This window comes from Streptococcus mitis (genome assembly GCF_019929545.1).
Classification (GTDB): Bacteria; Bacillota; Bacilli; order Lactobacillales; family Streptococcaceae; genus Streptococcus; species Streptococcus mitis_BU.
In genome coordinates, this window is the sequence record NZ_JAHZPT010000036.1 from 1 (window position 1) to 17,173 (window position 17,173).

At 39.7% G+C, this 17,173-nt stretch carries 15 protein-coding genes, 2 tRNA genes and 1 pseudogene; 16 read left to right on the plus strand and 2 right to left on the minus strand.

Annotation, left to right across the window (positions count from 1 at the left end):
* The first annotated feature begins 2 nt into the window (after positions 1–2).
* Both K1I71_RS08590 and K1I71_RS08595 read left to right on the plus strand, forming a co-directional pair.
* Positions 3–76: transfer RNA gene (locus tag K1I71_RS08590), tRNA-Ile, on the plus strand.
* 6 nt (positions 77–82) lie between these two features.
* A tRNA-Ser gene (locus tag K1I71_RS08595) sits at positions 83–170 on the plus strand.
* A gap of 184 nt (positions 171–354) precedes the next feature.
* On the opposite strand, the gene birA is transcribed toward K1I71_RS08595, so the two are convergent.
* Both birA and K1I71_RS08605 read right to left on the minus strand, forming a co-directional pair.
* Positions 355–1,290, minus strand: coding sequence for a bifunctional biotin--[acetyl-CoA-carboxylase] ligase/biotin operon repressor BirA (gene birA / locus K1I71_RS08600; protein ID WP_223330744.1), 936 nt, complete (start codon positions 1,288–1,290; stop codon positions 355–357).
* Positions 1,287–2,147 (minus strand): AraC family transcriptional regulator, encoded by an 861-nt coding sequence (locus tag K1I71_RS08605; protein ID WP_223330745.1) that lies wholly within the window; start codon positions 2,145–2,147, stop codon positions 1,287–1,289. Before K1I71_RS08605 ends, birA begins: the two co-directional genes overlap by 4 nt.
* A gap of 107 nt (positions 2,148–2,254) precedes the next feature.
* On the opposite strand from K1I71_RS08605, the gene K1I71_RS08610 reads away from it, so the two are divergent.
* From K1I71_RS08610 to K1I71_RS08675, 14 genes and pseudogenes are all read left to right on the plus strand, one after another.
* Positions 2,255–4,417, plus strand: a complete 2,163-nt coding sequence (locus K1I71_RS08610) for an alpha-galactosidase (RefSeq protein WP_223330746.1) — start codon at positions 2,255–2,257, stop codon at positions 4,415–4,417.
* A gap of 34 nt (positions 4,418–4,451) precedes the next feature.
* Positions 4,452–5,702 (plus strand): extracellular solute-binding protein, encoded by a 1,251-nt coding sequence (locus K1I71_RS08615; RefSeq protein ID WP_000872420.1) that lies wholly within the window; start codon positions 4,452–4,454, stop codon positions 5,700–5,702.
* An 18-nt stretch (positions 5,703–5,720) separates the two neighbouring features.
* The gene (locus K1I71_RS08620) at positions 5,721–6,593 is read left to right on the plus strand and encodes a carbohydrate ABC transporter permease (RefSeq protein WP_001007686.1); all 873 of its coding nucleotides are present in this window, start codon (positions 5,721–5,723) and stop codon (positions 6,591–6,593) included.
* A 16-nt stretch (positions 6,594–6,609) separates the two neighbouring features.
* Complete coding sequence (locus tag K1I71_RS08625) at positions 6,610–7,443, plus strand: carbohydrate ABC transporter permease (RefSeq protein ID WP_033676402.1); 834 nt, start codon at positions 6,610–6,612, stop codon at positions 7,441–7,443.
* A gap of 319 nt (positions 7,444–7,762) precedes the next feature.
* Positions 7,763–9,205 carry a sucrose phosphorylase gene (gtfA, locus tag K1I71_RS08630; protein ID WP_223330747.1) on the plus strand — a complete coding sequence of 481 codons (1,443 nt, stop codon included), beginning with the start codon at positions 7,763–7,765 and terminating at the stop codon, positions 9,203–9,205.
* Positions 9,206–9,342: 137 nt separating this feature from the next.
* On the plus strand, positions 9,343–10,536 hold the full coding sequence (locus tag K1I71_RS08635) for an O-antigen ligase family protein (RefSeq protein WP_004238796.1): 1,194 nt from the start codon (positions 9,343–9,345) through the stop codon (positions 10,534–10,536).
* A 145-nt stretch (positions 10,537–10,681) separates the two neighbouring features.
* Positions 10,682–11,125 carry a MarR family winged helix-turn-helix transcriptional regulator gene (locus K1I71_RS08640; RefSeq protein ID WP_223330748.1) on the plus strand — a complete coding sequence of 148 codons (444 nt, stop codon included), beginning with the start codon at positions 10,682–10,684 and terminating at the stop codon, positions 11,123–11,125.
* Positions 11,126–11,159: 34 nt separating this feature from the next.
* Positions 11,160–11,351, plus strand: a pseudogene (locus K1I71_RS08645) (nuclear transport factor 2 family protein); the annotation flags it as partial.
* Positions 11,352–11,365: 14 nt separating this feature from the next.
* The gene (locus tag K1I71_RS08650) at positions 11,366–12,094 is read left to right on the plus strand and encodes an ATP-binding cassette domain-containing protein (RefSeq protein ID WP_223330749.1); all 729 of its coding nucleotides are present in this window, start codon (positions 11,366–11,368) and stop codon (positions 12,092–12,094) included.
* Positions 12,087–13,607 (plus strand): ABC transporter permease/substrate-binding protein, encoded by a 1,521-nt coding sequence (locus tag K1I71_RS08655; RefSeq protein WP_070480274.1) that lies wholly within the window; start codon positions 12,087–12,089, stop codon positions 13,605–13,607. The genes K1I71_RS08650 and K1I71_RS08655 overlap by 8 nt, the downstream gene beginning before the upstream one ends.
* Before the next feature lie 337 nt (positions 13,608–13,944).
* Positions 13,945–14,547, plus strand: a complete 603-nt coding sequence (locus tag K1I71_RS08660; protein WP_125453206.1) for an ECF transporter S component — start codon at positions 13,945–13,947, stop codon at positions 14,545–14,547.
* Positions 14,547–15,338, plus strand: coding sequence for an energy-coupling factor transporter transmembrane component T (locus K1I71_RS08665; RefSeq protein WP_223330750.1), 792 nt, complete (start codon positions 14,547–14,549; stop codon positions 15,336–15,338). The genes K1I71_RS08660 and K1I71_RS08665 overlap by 1 nt, the downstream gene beginning before the upstream one ends.
* Positions 15,314–16,150, plus strand: coding sequence for an ABC transporter ATP-binding protein (locus K1I71_RS08670; protein WP_223330751.1), 837 nt, complete (start codon positions 15,314–15,316; stop codon positions 16,148–16,150). Before K1I71_RS08665 ends, K1I71_RS08670 begins: the two co-directional genes overlap by 25 nt.
* The gene (locus K1I71_RS08675; RefSeq protein ID WP_223330752.1) at positions 16,137–16,937 is read left to right on the plus strand and encodes an energy-coupling factor ABC transporter ATP-binding protein; all 801 of its coding nucleotides are present in this window, start codon (positions 16,137–16,139) and stop codon (positions 16,935–16,937) included. Before K1I71_RS08670 ends, K1I71_RS08675 begins: the two co-directional genes overlap by 14 nt.
* Positions 16,938–17,173: the final 236 nt, after the last annotated feature.

A 17,173-nucleotide genomic window follows, 5' to 3' on the forward strand; every position in this document is an offset into this window, starting at 1 on the left:
TTGGGCGCGTAGCTCAGGTGGTTAGAGCGCACGCCTGATAAGCGTGAGGTCGGTGGTTCGAGTCCACTCGTGCCCATTAATAGGAGAATTACTCAAGAGGCTGAAGAGGACGGTTTGCTAAATCGTTAGGTCGGGTAACTGGCGCAAGGGTTCGAATCCCTTATTCTCCGTTTTATTGAGAGTTTATAACTCTTTTTTTGTATTTTTAAGAATAGTAGAATAAAAACTTCAGATTTGTAAAACTTAATTGGATTACTTATCTGAAGTTTTTTTCGCTCTTTGTCAACTGTAGTGGGCTGCAGAAAAGCTAAAATCTTTATATATTGTTGATTTTATGGTTGTGCTTGTTTATTACTACTTCCAACTCTTGAGTGAAATTTCTCCGCTATTGAGCCAGATTTCTTTTCCGTTATCACATTGAACTAAAAGTTTTCCACTTTCAGAGATATCTTTAGCAAGTCCCTTGTGGTCTTTTTGATCTAGTGTGAAAGTCACTTCTTTTCCTAGAACGAATGACTGTTTTTTATATAGGTATAATAACTCATCTGCTGGCGTTTTGAAGAAAGAACGCCAGATTTCTATGATTAATTCATTTCTGGTAATAGGTGCTGGAGCTTTGAATAAACTAGCAGCTTTTTCTTTTAATTCTTGAGGGAAGTCTTTGATAGTAAAGTTGATTCCTACTCCAATAATGATATCTGTGACTAAGCCAGTTTCTACTGACGTCATTGCCTCAGTGAGGATTCCTCCAATTTTATGATTTTTGAGGTAGATATCATTGACCCATTTTATGTCGACATCTATTAAAGTTAGGTTCTTAATGGCTTTGTAGATAGCTCCTGCTACAAGTAGTGTGTAGGATGGTAATTGGTCATAGGGGAGATTGGGTTTAAGATGGAGTGTCATATAAATGCCACCTTGGGGTGAGTAGAAAGAACGTTGAAAACGGCCTCGGCCAGCTGTTTGATAGGAAGCTAGATAGAGGGTGTTTGCTTCATTTCCTAAATCAATTGCTTCTTTTGCATCGAGTTGTGTTGATCTTGTTTCGGGTTTAAAACTGATTTTAATTGGAAGATTTTGTTCTAGAAGTTCTGGAAGAATAAGATCCCCATTCACCAGTTTATAGCCTTTGTTTTTGATACTATCAATTTCAATGCCTTCTTGTTCTAAACGCTTGATGGCTTTCCAAATTGATGTTCGGGTCAGTGATAGTTCTTCTGCAATCTTTTCTCCGCTGATATAGTCGGTTTCTTTAGCTAGAATTTTGTAGATGGCTTGGTAGGATTTCATAGTGTTTCCTTTCTCACTAGTTGGTGTTGAGAATATTCTTTTCTTGTTTGACTTGGAGTCTGATTAAAGTATTGTTTATAAACTTTAGAAAAATGTAGTGGATCTGAAAAGCCTACCGAGTATGCAATTACCTTGATTGACTCTTGGGTATTTTCGAGGAGTTGTTTAGCTCGATACATTCGAACGTATAGTAGGTATTCTTTTGGAGATAAGGTGTTAAATTCTTTGAATACGCTTGATAAGTAGCTTCTGTGAACGGATAGTTCTTTTGCTAAATCTTGAATTGTAAGTGATTGAGGATAGTGGCTATCAATTAATCGTTTGCATTCAAGATAGAGTTGGTGGGTCGATGAAATATTCTTTTTCTTCTGATTGGGAGCAATAGTTCCCAGATGAAACATCAGTTCATGGAGTTGTCCCATGATATGGAGTTGAGCTAATTCATTTGATTTGGTAATCTGAGCGAAGCGGACAATGTCTGAGATGAGTTTTGCAGTGGTCTGGGTATGACAAGTTTCAGATTGGATGAGATAGGATTGATCAGAAATTTGAGAAAGAGCAAAATAATCAGGAGCTTTCCCTCCAGTGATTCCTAACCAGTAGTAGGCCCAAGGTTCTTTACTATCTGCTTGATAAAAGGTTAGTTCCTCTGGTTTTAATAGAAAGAAATCTCCCTCTTTTAAATCAACAATTTTACCCTTGTAATGAAATGTTCCTTGTCCTTTGGTAATGTAATGCAGGACGTATGTATCTCGAATTGCTGGACCAAAAGAGTAACTAGGTGTGCATTCCTCATATCCATAAAAGCTTAGGGAAAGGTCAATTGTTCCAGTCTGGTATTCTGAAAAAACTAGCATGTGATACCTCCTACCTAACATTTTACCATATTCTTGAGACATTTTTCTATTTTAGAAAGCGATTTCAGATGATAAAATATAGTCAATAAAGTGATGAGGTGAAGTAAATGGGAGTTAGGATAGAGAATAATCTATTTTATGTTGAGAGTAAAAATCTAAGTTTGATTATTGAAAATCGAAATGGTTACTTACTTTTGAAACATTTAGGAAAGACTATTAAGAACTATAAAGGTTCCAATAGTGTTTATGAACGAGACCATGCCTTTTCAGGAAATCCAACAGCTACTAATCGAACCTTTAGTTTAGATACTCAACGTCAAATTTTTGGACAACATGGCTTAGGAGATTTTAGGAAACCAACTATACAGATTCAGCATAGTGTAACTGAAGTAACAGACTTTCGATTTGTCGAAGCAAAAATTTTAAAAGGTCAGAATGGTCCACAGGGCTTACCTTCTCCACATAGCATGGATAATACAGAGACTCTTGTCTTAATGTTAGAAGATTCTAAGGCTCAACTTAGTCTGAATTTGTATTATACTGCTTTTGATAATAATGCGACAATTGCTAGCTACAGTAAATTGGGAAATAATAGTAACCAGGAAGTTGTCATTCATAAAGACTTTTCTTTTATGGCTGATTTTCCAGCGGCAGCTTACGAGATCGTAACTCTGCAGGGTGCTTATGCTCGTGAAAAGACCGTTCGACGTCAACAGGTAGAACAAGGAATCTTTTCGATTAGTTCGAACCGTGGGGCTTCTGGGCATGCTCAAACACCAGCTCTTCTCTTATGTGATCAAGGAGTCGCAGAGGATGCTGGGAATGTGTTTGCTATTCAACTAATGTATAGTGGAAACTTTGAAGCTTTTGTTCAAAAGAATCAATTGAATGAAGTTCGGCTGGCTATTGGGATTAATTCGGAAAACTTTTCTTGGAAGTTAGACCCTGAGGAATACTTTGAAACACCGGTAGCTTTAGTGACCTATTCAGATAAGGGATTAACTGGTGTTAGTCATGAAAGTCAGAATTTTGTACTGAAGCACATTATGCCAAGTAAATTTTCTACAAAAGAACGCCCAATTCTAATTAATAACTGGGAAGCTACTTACTTTGATTTTCAGAGAGAAAAACTGTTAGAGTTAGCAGATGAAGCTAAGAAAGTTGGCATTGAACTTTTTGTATTAGATGATGGTTGGTTTGGCAATCGCTTTGATGATAATCGTGCTTTAGGTGATTGGATTGTTAATGAGAAAAAACTGGGTGGAAGTCTTGAAAGTCTGATTTCAGCTATCCACGAAAGAGGTTTGCAGTTTGGGCTTTGGTTAGAACCTGAAATGATTTCTGTAGATAGCGATTTGTATCGTAAACATCCTGACTGGGCGATTCAGGTTTCAGGATATGAGCATACCTATTCTAGAAATCAATTAGTACTTAATCTTGCCAATCCTCAGGTAGTAGAATACTTGAAAAATGTCTTAGATCAACTCCTATCTTATCATGAGATTGACTACATCAAATGGGATATGAACCGCAATATGACTAAGCTAGGGAATGGATCAAACTATCTAGAGACACAGATGCAATCTCATCAGTACATGCTGGGGCTTTACGAACTCGTTTCTTATCTGACAGAGAAGCACAGCCATATTCTCTTTGAGTCCTGCTCTGGTGGCGGTGGACGAAATGATCTTGGTATGATGCGTTATTTCCCACAAGTCTGGGCTAGTGATAATACTGATGCTATTGCACGTTTACCAATTCAATACGGTTCATCCTATCTCTATCCAACCATTTCTATGGGGGCTCATGTGTCAGCAGTACCGAATCATCAGATGGGGCGAACGACACCATTAGAAACACGTGGTCATGTAGCAATGATGGGAAATTTGGGATTTGAGCTTGATTTGACAAGTTTATCAGCTGAAGAGAAAGCTGAGATTGCTAATCAGGTGAACTTGTATAAAGAATTACGACCAGTAGTTCAGTTAGGACAACAATATAGGTTAATCAATCCCGAGTCTACATCCAATGAAGCAGCTCTACAATTTAATTACAAAAATCAAACGATTGTAACCTACGTTCGCGTTTTATCAGTTGTAGAGACTATGGAAACAACTTTAAAGTTAAAAGATTTGGATGAAGAGGGACTATATGAATTACAGGAAAATGGCGAAGTTTACTCAGGTACAGAACTAATGTATGCGGGTTTAACTGTTATTTTATCCCAAGGAGATTTTTTGAGTAGACAGTATATTTTTAGAAGACTATAATAAAGGTGTATAAATTTATAAAGGAGGCTTTCCAATGAAATGGTATAAGAAAGCAGGTTTTCTTTTAGTCGCTGGGGCTAGTTTACTAGGTCTAGCAGCTTGTGGTCAGAATAATCAATCGACTGATGGAAAGGTAACGATTGAATTTTTTAACCAGAAGACCGAAATGGCGGATACTTTGCAAAAAATTGTAGATAATTTTGAAAAGGATCATCCTACTATTGATGTAAAACTGACGACTGTTCCGGCAGCTGGAATTGTTCTGAAGACTCGGATTTTATCAGGAGATGTTCCAGATATTGTTAATATCTATCCTCAAAATATGGATTTTCAGGAGTGGGCAAAAGCAGGTTACTTTGCAGATATGACAGGGAAGTCCTATCTTGAGAATATTAAGAATGACTATGCCGAAAAGTATGCAATCAATAACAAGATTTATAGTGTGCCTTTAACTGCTAACCTTTATGGAATCTATTACAATAAAACAAAGTTTAAGGAATTAGGACTTGAGGAACCGAAGACTTTTAAAGAGTTTCAAGAGATTGTTAAAAAGATAAAAGATAGTGGGAATTCTCCGTTTGCAGTTGCAGGCAATGAAGGATGGACATTAAACGGTTATCACCAACTTTCTCTCATTACCATTACAGGCAGTGGAGACGCAGCTAATAACTATCTTCGCTTTTCAAAACCAAATGCTATTTCTGTAGATGATGCTATTTTAAAAGCAGATGCAGAACGACTAGATTTGTTGGCGGATAATGCTCAAGATGGATGGCGTGGTGCCTCTTATAATGATGCGGTGGTCGCATTCTCGAATGAAAAAGCTTTTATGATGCCACAAGGATCATGGGCATTAGCGGCAATTAATCAACAGGATCCAAAATTTGATGTGGGGATGTTTGCCTTCCCAGGAGAAGAAGTAGGAAAAGAAGTCACTGTTGGTGCAGGGGACATGGCATTATCAACTTCAGCTACTACCAAACATCCTAAAGAAACCGAAGAATTTATCAGCTATATGACTAGTCCAAAAGCTATGCAAGCATATTATGATGTGGATGGTTCACCAGTTGCTGTGAAAGGTATACAGGAAAAAGAAGATTCAGCACTTGCAGAGATTTCTAAACTAGCATTTACGGATAAACATTATGTTTGGTTGGGCCAACACTGGAATTCTGAAGAAGATTTTTTCAATCTAAGTGCAGGTTACTTGATGGATAAAAATCTGAAAAATATGGCAAACAATCTCAATGCTTTCTTTAATCCAATGAAGGCAGATTTGGACTAGAATAGGAGTTAAGATGATATGGCTATTCGAAAATTTTTAAATAAATACTGGGGTTGGACTTTTTTGCTCATCCCGCTTGCATTACAAGCTATCTTCTTTTACTTTCCGATGGTACAAGGTGCTTTCTATAGTTTGACTAACTGGACTGGATTGACCTATAATTATAAATTTGTTGGTCTGAATAACTACAAATTGCTGATGATTGATGGGAAATTCTTCACAGCCATTGCTTTTACTTTGATTTTAACCCTAGCATTGATTATTGGAGAGATTACAATTGGGATGGTTGTGGCTCGAGCCTTAAATTCTAAGATGAAAGGGCAGACCTTCTTTAGAGCTTGGTTCTTTTTCCCAGCTGTTTTGTCTGGTTTGACAGTTTCCTTGATTTTTAAACAATTCTTCAACTATGGTCTTCCAACGATTGGAAAAATTTTAGGGATTAGTTTTTTACAAGAAAGTCTATTAGGAACACCAATCGGAGCGGTAGTGGCAACTATTTTTGTTCTTCTATGGCAAGGAGTAGCAATGCCGATTATTCTCTTTCTTGCTGGTCTTCAGAGTATTCCAAGTGATATTTTGGAGGCGGCATCAATTGATGGTGCAACAAGTAAACAAACTTTTTGGAAAATTGAATTACCATATTTGCTACCAACGATTTCTATGGTTTTTATCCTAGCTCTTAAGTCTGGTTTGACTGCCTTTGACCAAATTTTTGCCTTGACGAGTGGTGGTCCAAATAATGCTACAACCTCTCTTGGTCTTTTAGTCTACAACTATGCCTTCAAGAGTAATCAATATGGATATGCGAATGCAATTGCCTTGATTTTATTCTTAATTATTGGAATTGTTTCTCTTATCCAAATCAAACTATCAAAGAAATTTGAAATCTAATAGGGGAGTCTTACACATGAAAAAAGAAGAAAAATTGAATCAGTTTTGGAAGTATGTCCTCTTGATAGTAGGTGGTATTCTCATACTTGTTCCTTTGTTAGTAACGGTTTTTAGTTCCTTCAAGATAACCAAGGATATCATGAATCATTTCTTTGGTTTGCCCAATCCTTTTACATTAAGCAATTATGAACGATTGATTTCGGATGGGATTGGAGGCTATTTCTGGAATTCAGCTGTTATTACGGTATTATCATTGATTGTAGTAGCCTTCTTTATACCAGCTGCAGCTTATTCCATTGCTCGAAATATGTCCAAGAAAAAAGCCTTTGCAATTATGTATTCGCTCTTGATCTTAGGGATATTTGTTCCATTTCAGGTGATTATGATTCCTATCACAGTTATGATGAGCAAACTCGGCCTGGCAAATATGTGGGGGTTGGTGCTACTTTATCTAACTTATGCAATTCCACAGACCCTCTTCTTGTATGTTGGTTATATTAAAATCAGTGTACCAGATAGTTTAGATGAAGCTGCAGAAATTGATGGGGCTGATCGATTTACAACTTACCGTCGAATTATCTTTCCAATGCTGAAGCCCATGCATGCTACAACCTTGATTATCAATGCATTATGGTTCTGGAATGACTTTATGTTGCCATTGTTAATTTTGAATAAGGATTCCAAGCTGTGGACTTTGCCTCTCTTCCAGTACAACTACCAAGGTCAGTATTTTAATGACTATGGGCCAAGTTTTGCATCCTATATTGTAGGAATTGTAACAATTACTGTCGTCTACCTCATCTTCCAAAAACATATTATTTCAGGCATGAGCAACGGAGCAGTGAAGTAAGAAGAACTCATAGAATCTATAGTCTTTGACACAGAGGAAGGGTTCAGCTTGTTGATAATTCTATGTAGAAAACAAGAAAGTAGTACTTAGTTTATCACAGTCTATATTAGTACGAGTTTGATGATAAACAGAGATTTAATACTCAATGAAAATCAAAGAGCAAACTAGGAAGCTAGCCGCAGGTTGCTCAAAGCACAGCTTTGAGGTTGCAGATAAAGCTGACGTGATTTGAAGAGATTTTCGAAGAGTATAACATGAACTTGATTTACGAAGCCAAGTCATATAAGACTTGGCTTCAATTAGAAAAAGGAGAGTAATGATGCCAATTCAGAATAAAACCATGTTGATTACCTATTCAGATAGTCTGGGAAATAATCTTAAAGACTTATATGAGAATTTGGAAGAGTATTTTGGAGATGCTATTGGGGGAGTTCACCTTCTACCATTTTTCCCATCAACAGGTGATCGTGGATTTGCGCCAGTTGACTACGACGAAGTGGATTCAGCTTTTGGTGATTGGGAGGATGTTAAGCGTTTAGGTGAGAAGTATTATCTTATGTTTGACTTTATGATTAATCATATTTCTCGTCAATCCAAGTATTATAAGGATTATCAAGAAAAACATGAAGCAAGTGAATTTAAAGATCTCTTTCTAAACTGGGATAAGTTTTGGCCGGAAAATCGTCCGACACAAGCTGATGTAGATTTAATTTACAAGCGTAAGGATCGTGCACCAAAGCAAGAGATTGTGTTTGAAGATGGGTCAGTGGAACATTTGTGGAACACCTTTGGTGAGGAGCAGATTGATCTTGATGTGACCAAAGAAGTAACGATGGAATTTATCCGTAAGACCATTCAGCATTTGGCAAGTAATGGGTGTGATTTGATTCGTCTAGATGCCTTTGCTTATGCAGTGAAGAAATTGGATACTAATGATTTCTTTGTAGAACCAGATATTTGGGATTTATTGGACAAAGTTCGAGATATCGCTGCTGAGTATGGGACAGAGCTTTTACCTGAGATTCATGAACACTATTCGATTCAGTTTAAAATAGCAGACCATGATTACTATGTTTATGATTTTGCTCTTCCAATGGTGACACTTTATACTCTTTACAGTTCCAGAACAGAGCGTTTGGCTAAGTGGTTAAAGATGAGCCCAATGAAGCAATTTACGACGCTAGACACCCATGATGGGATTGGAGTGGTGGATGTCAAGGATATCCTGACAGATGAGGAGATTGACTATGCTTCAAATGAACTCTATAAGGTTGGAGCTAATGTCAAACGTAAGTACTCCAGTGCCGAGTATAACAATTTAGATATCTACCAAATCAATTCGACTTACTATTCTGCGCTTGGAGATGATGATGTTAAGTATTTTCTCGCTCGTCTAATTCAAGCTTTTGCCCCAGGTATTCCTCAGGTTTACTATGTAGGTATATTAGCAGGCAAGAATGATTTGAAATTATTAGAAGAAACTAAAGAAGGTCGAAATATTAATCGTCATTACTATAGCAATGAGGAAATAGCAGAAGAAGTCCAACGTCCTGTAGTGAAGGCCCTTCTCAATCTATTTTCTTTCCGTAATCGATCAGTAGCATTTGATTTAGAAGGAACTATTGACGTTGAAACACCAACAGCCCACAGCATTGTAATCAAACGTCAAAATAAAGATAAGTCCGTAACAGCAGTAGTAGAAATTGATCTGCAAAATCAGACTTATCGGGTAATTGAGAACGGAATTGAAGTAACATTTTGAAGCCTTGATATGGTTGATAAAATAGGGTTTTTATTTTAGAAAACGTTTCCTTTGTTTTCAAATTGCTAAAAAAGTGGTACAATATAGGGTAGCTTACTATTATCTGAATCAACTGATTTGGAGAGAAAGGATTCATTTTGAAATCAATAGGCTTTATTGAAAAGCTGAAAGGGTTGTCTAGTAAAGAGCTGATTTTATTGGGAATTATCCTGAGTATCTTTTTACCCTTTTATCTTTTTGTAGTTGTATTCTGTTTATATATTATCAGTTTAATTTTCACAGGAGACATGAAAAGTATTCTTCAGAAAATGGGGGAGCATCCGATGCTGCTTCTTTTTCTTGGCTATAGTACTGTTATATCCGTTTTTGCACAAAATTGGATGGGAGTTGTGGCTTCAGTAGGAATTTTTCTATTTACTGTTTTCTTTTTGCATTATCAGTCGATTTTATCACATAAATTCTTTCGATTGATTTTGCAGCTCGTCTTGTTTGGTAGCGTTTTGTCAGCTGCTTTTGCGAGTTTAGAACATTTCCAAATTGTGAAGAAATTCAACTATGCTTTTCTTTCACCTAACATGCAGGTGTGGCATCAGAATCGTGCAGAAGTGACCTTCTTTAATCCTAATTATTATGGAATTATTTGTTGTTTCTGTATCATGATTGCCTTCTATCTGTTTACAACGACCAAGTTGAATTGGTTGAAAGTATTCTGTGTGATTGCAGGCTTTGTGAATCTCTTTGGTTTGAACTTTACGCAAAATCGAACTGCCTTTCCTGCTATTATCGCTGGTGCCATTATCTATCTCTTTACGACCATTAAAAACTGGAAGGCCTTTTGGCTTAGTATTGGGGTCTTTGCGATTGGCTTGAGCTTCCTCTTTTCTAGTGATTTGGGAGTTCGGATGGGGACTTTAGACTCTTCTATGGAAGAACGCATTTCTATCTGGGATGCTGGGATGGCCTTGTTTAAGCAAAATCCTTTTTGGGGTGAAGGGCCATTGACCTACATGCACTCGTATCCTCGGATAAATGCTCCTTATCATGAACATGCTCACAGTCTTTATATTGATACGATTCTGAGTTACGGAATTGTAGGGACTATTTTACTAGTTTTGTCTTCTGTGGCTCCTGTTCGCTTGATGATGGATATGAGTCAGGAGTCGGGGAAACGTCCGATTATTGGTCTTTATCTATCTTTCCTTACAGTGGTTGCTGTACACGGAATCTTTGACCTGGCCCTCTTCTGGATTCAGTCAGGTTTCATTTTCTTGCTAGTTATGTGCAGTGTTCCATTGGAGCATCGAACGTTGGTATCGGACATGACGGATTAAGTTTTATAAGATTGAAATCTTCTACCTTGAGTAGGAGATTTTTTTACTGGGAAAAATTATTTCTAAATCGAAATAGTTGACAATTGGAATAGTGAGTGTTACAATTATTTTATTCGTTTCGATATCGAAATAAATTGGAGGTGTCATGAAAGATAGTCATTTGGTAGCCCATCATATTCGTTTGTTGAATGGACGGATTTTTCAAAAGTTAGTGAACCAAGATTCTGAAGCTCTTTATCGGAGTGAACAGGGGAAGATTTTAGCGGTTTTATGGAATAGTAAAACTGGCTGCGCAACTGCGACAGATATTGCTCTGGAAACTGGGCTTGCTAACAATACACTGACGACGATGATTAAAAAGCTAGAGGAACAAAATCTTGTAACTATTAGTCCATGTGGAGAAGATAAGCGTAAGAAGTATTTGATTTTAACAGAGTTGGGGCAGTCTCAGAAAGAAGTGGGGCATCGTGTCAGTCAGAAATTGGATACTATCTTTTATAAAGGATTCACCGAGGAAGAAATTCGGCAGTTTGAAGCCTTTCAAGAAAGAATTTTGGCTAATCTGAAAGAGAAGGAAAATGAGGTTTAAAATGGAGCAAATTAGCTGTTTATAAGTAAGGGCCACTTTTGACTTTGTTTTTCAACTCTTAGGACAAGGAAACTATGTGGTTAGCTATGGTCAGACTCAGATTGATGGAGTTGCTTATGCCCAGTACGATATCTTCCGTCTAGAAAACGGGAAAATTGTGGAACATTGGGACAATAAGGAAGTCATGCTTAAGGTAGAAGATTTGACCAATCGAGGGAAATTTTAAATTGAGGATACAGAATGATTGAATACAAAAATGTAGCTTTACGTTACACAGAAAAAGATGTCTTGAGAGATGTTAATTTACGGATTGAGAATGGAGAGTTTATGGTTTTAGTTGGGCCATCTGGGTCCGGTAAGACGACCATGATTAAGATGGTCAACCGTCTTTTGGAACCAACTGATGGAAATATTTATATGGATGGCAAGCGTATCAAAGACTATGATGAGCGTGAACTTCGTCTTTCTACTGGTTATGTTTTACAGGCTATTGCTCTCTTTCCTAATCTAACAGTTGCGGAAAATATTGCCCTGATTCCTGAAATGAAGGGCTGGACTAAGGAAGAAATTGCTCAGAAAACAGAAGAGCTTTTGGCAAAGGTTGGTTTACCAGTAGCTGAGTATGGGCATCGTTTGCCTAGTGAATTATCTGGTGGAGAACAGCAACGGGTTGGAATTGTACGGGCTATGATTGGTCAGCCTAAGATTCTCCTCATGGATGAGCCTTTTTCGGCTCTTGATGCTATTTCAAGAAAACAGTTGCAGGTTTTGACTAAAGAATTGCATAAAGAGTTTGGGATGACAACGATTTTTGTGACCCATGATACGGATGAAGCTTTGAAATTGGCGGACCGTATTGCTGTCTTGCAGGATGGAGAGATTCGCCAGGTAGCGAATCCTGAGACGATTTTAAAAGCGCCTGCAACAGACTTTGTAGCAGACTTGTTTGGAGGTAGTGTTCATGACTAATTTAATTGCAACTTTTCAGGATCGTTTTAGTGATTGGTTGACAGCTCTATCTCAGCATTTGCAGTTGTCACTTTTGACCTTGTTGCTGGCTATTTTTATCGCGATTCCTTTGGCTGTTTATCTCCGCTATCATGAGAAGTTGGCGGACTGGGTCTTGCAGATTGCAGGGATTTTCCAGACTATCCCGTCTCTGGCCTTGTTGGGGCTCTTTATCCCCTTGATGGGAATTGGAACCTTGCCGGCTTTGACAGCACTAGTGATTTATGCGATTTTTCCGATTTTGCAAAATACCATCACTGGGCTAAAGGGAATTGATCCGAGTCTGCAAGAGGCTGGGATTGCCTTTGGGATGACTAGATGGGAGCGCCTCAAGAAGTTTGAAATTCCACTTGCCATGCCTGTCATTATGTCTGGGATTCGCACGGCAGCAGTATTGATTATTGGTACGGCAACCTTGGCGGCCTTGATTGGTGCAGGTGGACTGGGGTCCTTTATCCTTTTGGGAATTGACCGTAATAATGCCAGTCTGATTTTGATTGGGGCACTTTCTTCTGCAGTGCTGGCTATTGCCTTTAACTTACTATTAAAAGTGATGGAAAAAGCAAAATTGCGGACGATTTTTTCTGGTTTTGCTTTGGTGACAATATTGCTCGGTCTGTCTTATAGTCCAGCCTTACTAGCTCAAAAAGAGAAAGAAAACTTGGTGATTGCTGGGAAATTGGGTCCAGAACCAGAAATTTTGGCCAATATGTATAAGTTGCTGATTGAAGAAAATACCAGTATGACTGCGACTGTTAAACCGAATTTTGGGAAAACAAGCTTCCTCTATGAAGCTCTGAAAAAAGGCGATATTGACATCTATCCTGAATTTACTGGTACGGTGACTGAAAGCCTGCTTCAACCATCACCGAAAGTGAGTCATGAGCCAGAGCAGGTTTATGATGTGGCGCGTGATGGTATTGCTAAACAGGATCATCTAGCCTATCTCAAACCTATGTCTTATCAAAATACCTACGCTGTAGCTGTTCCGAAAAAGATTGCTCAAGAATATGGCTTGAAGACCATTTCAGACTTGAAAAAAGTGGAAGGACAGTTAAAGGCAGGCTTTACTCTCGAATTTAATGACCGTGAAGATGGAAATAAGGGCTTGCAATCAATGTATGGTCTTAACCTCAATGTAGCGACCATGGAGCCAGCCCTTCGCTATCAGGCAATTCAGTCAGGCGATATTCAAATCACGGATGCCTATTCAACTGATGCGGAATTAGCGCGTTATGATTTGCAGGTCTTGGAAGATGACAAGCAACTCTTCCCACCTTATCAAGGAGCGCCACTCATGAAAGAAGCTTTGCTTAAGAAGCATCCTGAGTTGGAGAAAGTTCTCAATAAATTGGCTGGTAAAATTACTGAAAGCCAGATGAGCCAGCTCAACTACCAAGTCGGTGTTGAAGGCAAGTCAGCAGAACAAGTAGCCAAAGAGTTTCTCCAAGAACAAGGTTTGTTGAAGAAATAGCTTGAAAATGCGAAACTCAACTTGCTTAAACGACTATATAAAATAATGCTCAGACAATGTCGTCTGGGCTTTTTTGATATTAGAGTTACTGAATGTCTTTCAAAATGGAAAATAAGAGGAAATTTTTATGATTTTCTAAAATTTTACTGTAAATACACTTGACTATTCACAAAATAGGTGTATAATGTGTTGTGAACTACTTAACAAATAAAGATTTCCAGCTCATGTCGACTAAGGATGGAAATCTTGTGTATAGACAGTTCAGTAGATATATAATAGAGCGTTGCGTCCGAAAGTCTATCCAGACACGGCTCTTTAAAAACAAAAGGAGAAGATTATGAAAACAGAACCGATTCATCGTACCAGTATGTGGAAATTTAAGTTAAGTGCTGCCACCATGACTTTGATTCCCGCTGCCGTGGGGATTAACTATGTTGCCAAAGCCTTGGCGGAGGGGTTAAAGTTGCCCGTTTGGCTGGGATCTTTGGGAACCTTTCTTACCAGCATGTTGGCTGGGCCGGTTGCCGGTGCCATTAGTGGTTTCATCAACAACGTGATCTATGGGCTGACCTTATCGCCAATTTCAACCGTGTATGCGATTACCAGCATCGGAATTGGGATTGCTGTCGGAGTTTTGCACGCCAATGGGTGGTTCTCGTCAGCGCGACGAGTATTTGTTTCTGCTATTATTATTGCCATCGTTTCAGCTGTCATTTCAACGCCACTCAACGTCATCTTTTGGGGTGGTCAGACCGGTATCGCTTGGGGTGACTCATTGTTTGCGGTAATGGTCGCCAATCATGCACCAGTGTGGCTGGCCTCATTTACCGATGAGTTTATCTTGGATATTTTGGATAAAGTCTGCGTGGCCTACCTGTCATTCTTCATCTATCGTCAGCTGCCGAAGCGGATGGTGCACTTCTTTAGCGATGATAAATGATGACTGATAAAACATTGATTTCTGGAGCGCCACGGGTCAATCTCAAGTGGTACCAGGTGATCGATCCGATTACTAAGCTCTTGTTCATCTTGGACATGACGTTGTTGAGCTTTGCCAGTATGAATTTATTGCTTCAGGCCGGATTAATTCTTGTCGCAACACTGCTATTGTTATTTTCCAAATTGAGTTCTACCACCTTTAAGGCGCTGGGATTCAGCCTGTTTCTGATTTGCACCATGCTAATCATCCAAGGGTTATTTTACAGTCGGAATCAAACTGTGCTGTTTTCTGTGCTTGGGGTGTCGTTCTACAAAGAAGGCCTGATTTACGCCACTACTCTGGGTTGTCGAGTATTGGTGATTATTTTGACCAGTGGCTTTTTTATGGTGACCACGAGTATTTCAGAAAACGCGGCCTATTTGGAACTGTCCGGATTGTCTTATAAAACCGTCTACGTTCTGATGTCGGTGTGTTATATTTTGCCGGAAATGATGCGCAATATGCGGAAAATCCAGCAGGCACAAAAAGTTCGCGGAACCAATCCGCAAAAAACGTTGATTCAGAAATTAAAGTCAGTCCTGCCGGTTCTAATTCCATTGGTGATTAAGACCTTGGATCAATCGATGACGCGGTCGATTTCTCTCCAACTGAGAGGTTTTGATAATCTCAACCGGACTGTCAGAACCTCCCAGCGCGTGTATCGCCTGTCGCGGACGCTGCACATTGGTCTGACTGGATTGGCAATTTTATTGATTGGGTGGAAGATATGGACGAAGATAAACGGATTGTAATTGAAAATTTGACCACCCGTTATCCGGGTACTGAGCAACCACAACTGCGTCAGATTAACGCGGAGGTTCATACTGGCCAGGTGGTTGGGATTATCGGGAATAGCCACTCCGGCAAATCGACTTTGTGTCGTGTGCTGGCAGGGGTCATTCCCAAAATTGTGTCTGCTGAGATTGAGGGCGATTGGCACATGTTTGGCCAGCGAGTGTCCGACAATTGGCCCGTTTATAATGCCATGAATGGAGTTGTACTGCAAAATCCAGCTGGCCAACTAAGCGGGTTGGCAGACACGGTTGCCGATGAAATCGCCTTTGACTTGATTAATCAGGGAATGGCTGAAGGACTGATTCAAAAACGGGTTGAAGAAGTTGCCACGCAAATGGGGCTGATTGAACAGCTGAATTTGCGTCCCGAGAGCCTTTCCGGTGGTCAGAGCCAGCGGTTGGCAATTGCCACGGCGATTGCGGCTAACCCGGCTGTTTTGATTATGGATGATCCGACCAGTCAAATGGATCCCCTTGGCCGCCGACAATTTTTCCAATGGCTGGCCCAAGTCAAAGAGACGACTGTCTTCATTGTCACCAGTGAAATTGACGATTTGTGCGAAGTCGCCGACGTTGTGTGGGTGCTGCACGAGGGTCAAATGGTAGCCCAGGGCAGGCCGGGTGAGGTGTTTAATCATTTGGCAGCTGACTGGCAGATTCCAGCCCCTACAATCCAGCAACTTGCTCAAAAAATGGATTGGCACTTGGCTGATGGCCGGTATCCGGTGAATTACGCTGATCTGAAGGAGGTTAGTTATGTCCACAATTGAACTGAGCCACCTGACGTTCACTTATCCGGAACGGTCCTTTAGCTTGGATGTTGAAGACAAACACTTCGTCGATCCGATGGTGGCGATTGTCGGCCAAAATGGTGCCGGCAAATCAACGCTCTTCAAATTGTTGACGGGTTTGCTGACACCACAAACCGGTGTGATTAAGATCGATGGAGAAAATTTTAATGATCTTAAACCAGTCGAAAAGTTACTGAAGGTTGGGATTACTTTTCAGAATCCTGACGATCAGCTTTTCAACCCGACCGTTCAACGAGAGGTGGAGTGGAGTGTCGCGCAGGTCATGGATGACCACGACACGATTACGAGGCGGGCTTTAGCGGCTCTAAAAAGAGTTGGCTTGGATGATAAAACAGCTGAAAGTCCATATGACCTGTCATTGTCGGAACGCAAGCTATTGAGCGTTGCCACAGTTTTGGCAGTGGATCCGGCGATTTATTTATTTGATGAGCCGATGATGTCGCTTGATTGGGAAAGCCGGCGCAAGTTGACCGCAATTTTCCATCAGTTGGCTGATTCGGGCCACCAAGTTGTGACCATCACCCATGACATGGATTGGGTCGCCGCCGAGTTTGAGTCGGTGTATGTTATGGAACACGGGAAGTTTGGCTTCGCCGGCAGTCCACGGGAATTGTTCAGCAATCACGAACTTGTCCAGCGAGTGGGATTACTACCACCGCGGATTATGGACATAGCGGAGTCGCTGGGTGATTCACAGACATATTTATCGGTTAATGATTATTGCCAGAAAAATCGAGATGTATAGAAAAAGTCACCTCTGCGAGTTTTCCAGGTTGAAGGATTAACTTCAGCTTCTGGCAAGAACTCACATGGGTGACTTTTGTGTTTAATAACGTTTCATGATCATCGGGTGCTTCCTCAGATCACTCGGTTTGATTTTACTTTGTTTCATGGTCATAATCATATAGGGCACCTCTAAAAACCTATCCAATGGACACCAAAATATGAGATAATAGCCTTATCATAAGATGAGGTTATTAT

Bases quoted from the DNA above. Each gene is read 5' to 3' on its own strand.
- K1I71_RS08625 (WP_033676402.1), top strand. From the start codon at position 6,610: ATGAAAAAAGAAGAAAAATTGAATCAGTTTTGGAAGTATGTCCTCTTG.
- gtfA (WP_223330747.1), top strand. From the start codon at position 7,763: ATGCCAATTCAGAATAAAACCATGTTGATTACCTATTCAGATAGTCTG.
- K1I71_RS08660 (WP_125453206.1), top strand. From the start codon at position 13,945: ATGAAAACAGAACCGATTCATCGTACCAGTATGTGGAAATTTAAGTTA.
- birA (WP_223330744.1), bottom strand. From the start codon at position 1,290: ATGAAATCCTACCAAGCCATCTACAAAATTCTAGCTAAAGAAACCGAC.
- K1I71_RS08655 (WP_070480274.1), top strand. From the start codon at position 12,087: ATGACTAATTTAATTGCAACTTTTCAGGATCGTTTTAGTGATTGGTTG.
- K1I71_RS08605 (WP_223330745.1), bottom strand. From the start codon at position 2,147: ATGCTAGTTTTTTCAGAATACCAGACTGGAACAATTGACCTTTCCCTA.
- K1I71_RS08665 (WP_223330750.1), top strand. From the start codon at position 14,547: ATGACTGATAAAACATTGATTTCTGGAGCGCCACGGGTCAATCTCAAG.
- K1I71_RS08640 (WP_223330748.1), top strand. From the start codon at position 10,682: ATGAAAGATAGTCATTTGGTAGCCCATCATATTCGTTTGTTGAATGGA.
- K1I71_RS08675 (WP_223330752.1), top strand. From the start codon at position 16,137: ATGTCCACAATTGAACTGAGCCACCTGACGTTCACTTATCCGGAACGG.
- K1I71_RS08670 (WP_223330751.1), top strand. From the start codon at position 15,314: ATGGACGAAGATAAACGGATTGTAATTGAAAATTTGACCACCCGTTAT.
- K1I71_RS08610 (WP_223330746.1), top strand. From the start codon at position 2,255: ATGGGAGTTAGGATAGAGAATAATCTATTTTATGTTGAGAGTAAAAAT.
- K1I71_RS08615 (WP_000872420.1), top strand. From the start codon at position 4,452: ATGAAATGGTATAAGAAAGCAGGTTTTCTTTTAGTCGCTGGGGCTAGT.
- K1I71_RS08650 (WP_223330749.1), top strand. From the start codon at position 11,366: ATGATTGAATACAAAAATGTAGCTTTACGTTACACAGAAAAAGATGTC.
- K1I71_RS08620 (WP_001007686.1), top strand. From the start codon at position 5,721: ATGGCTATTCGAAAATTTTTAAATAAATACTGGGGTTGGACTTTTTTG.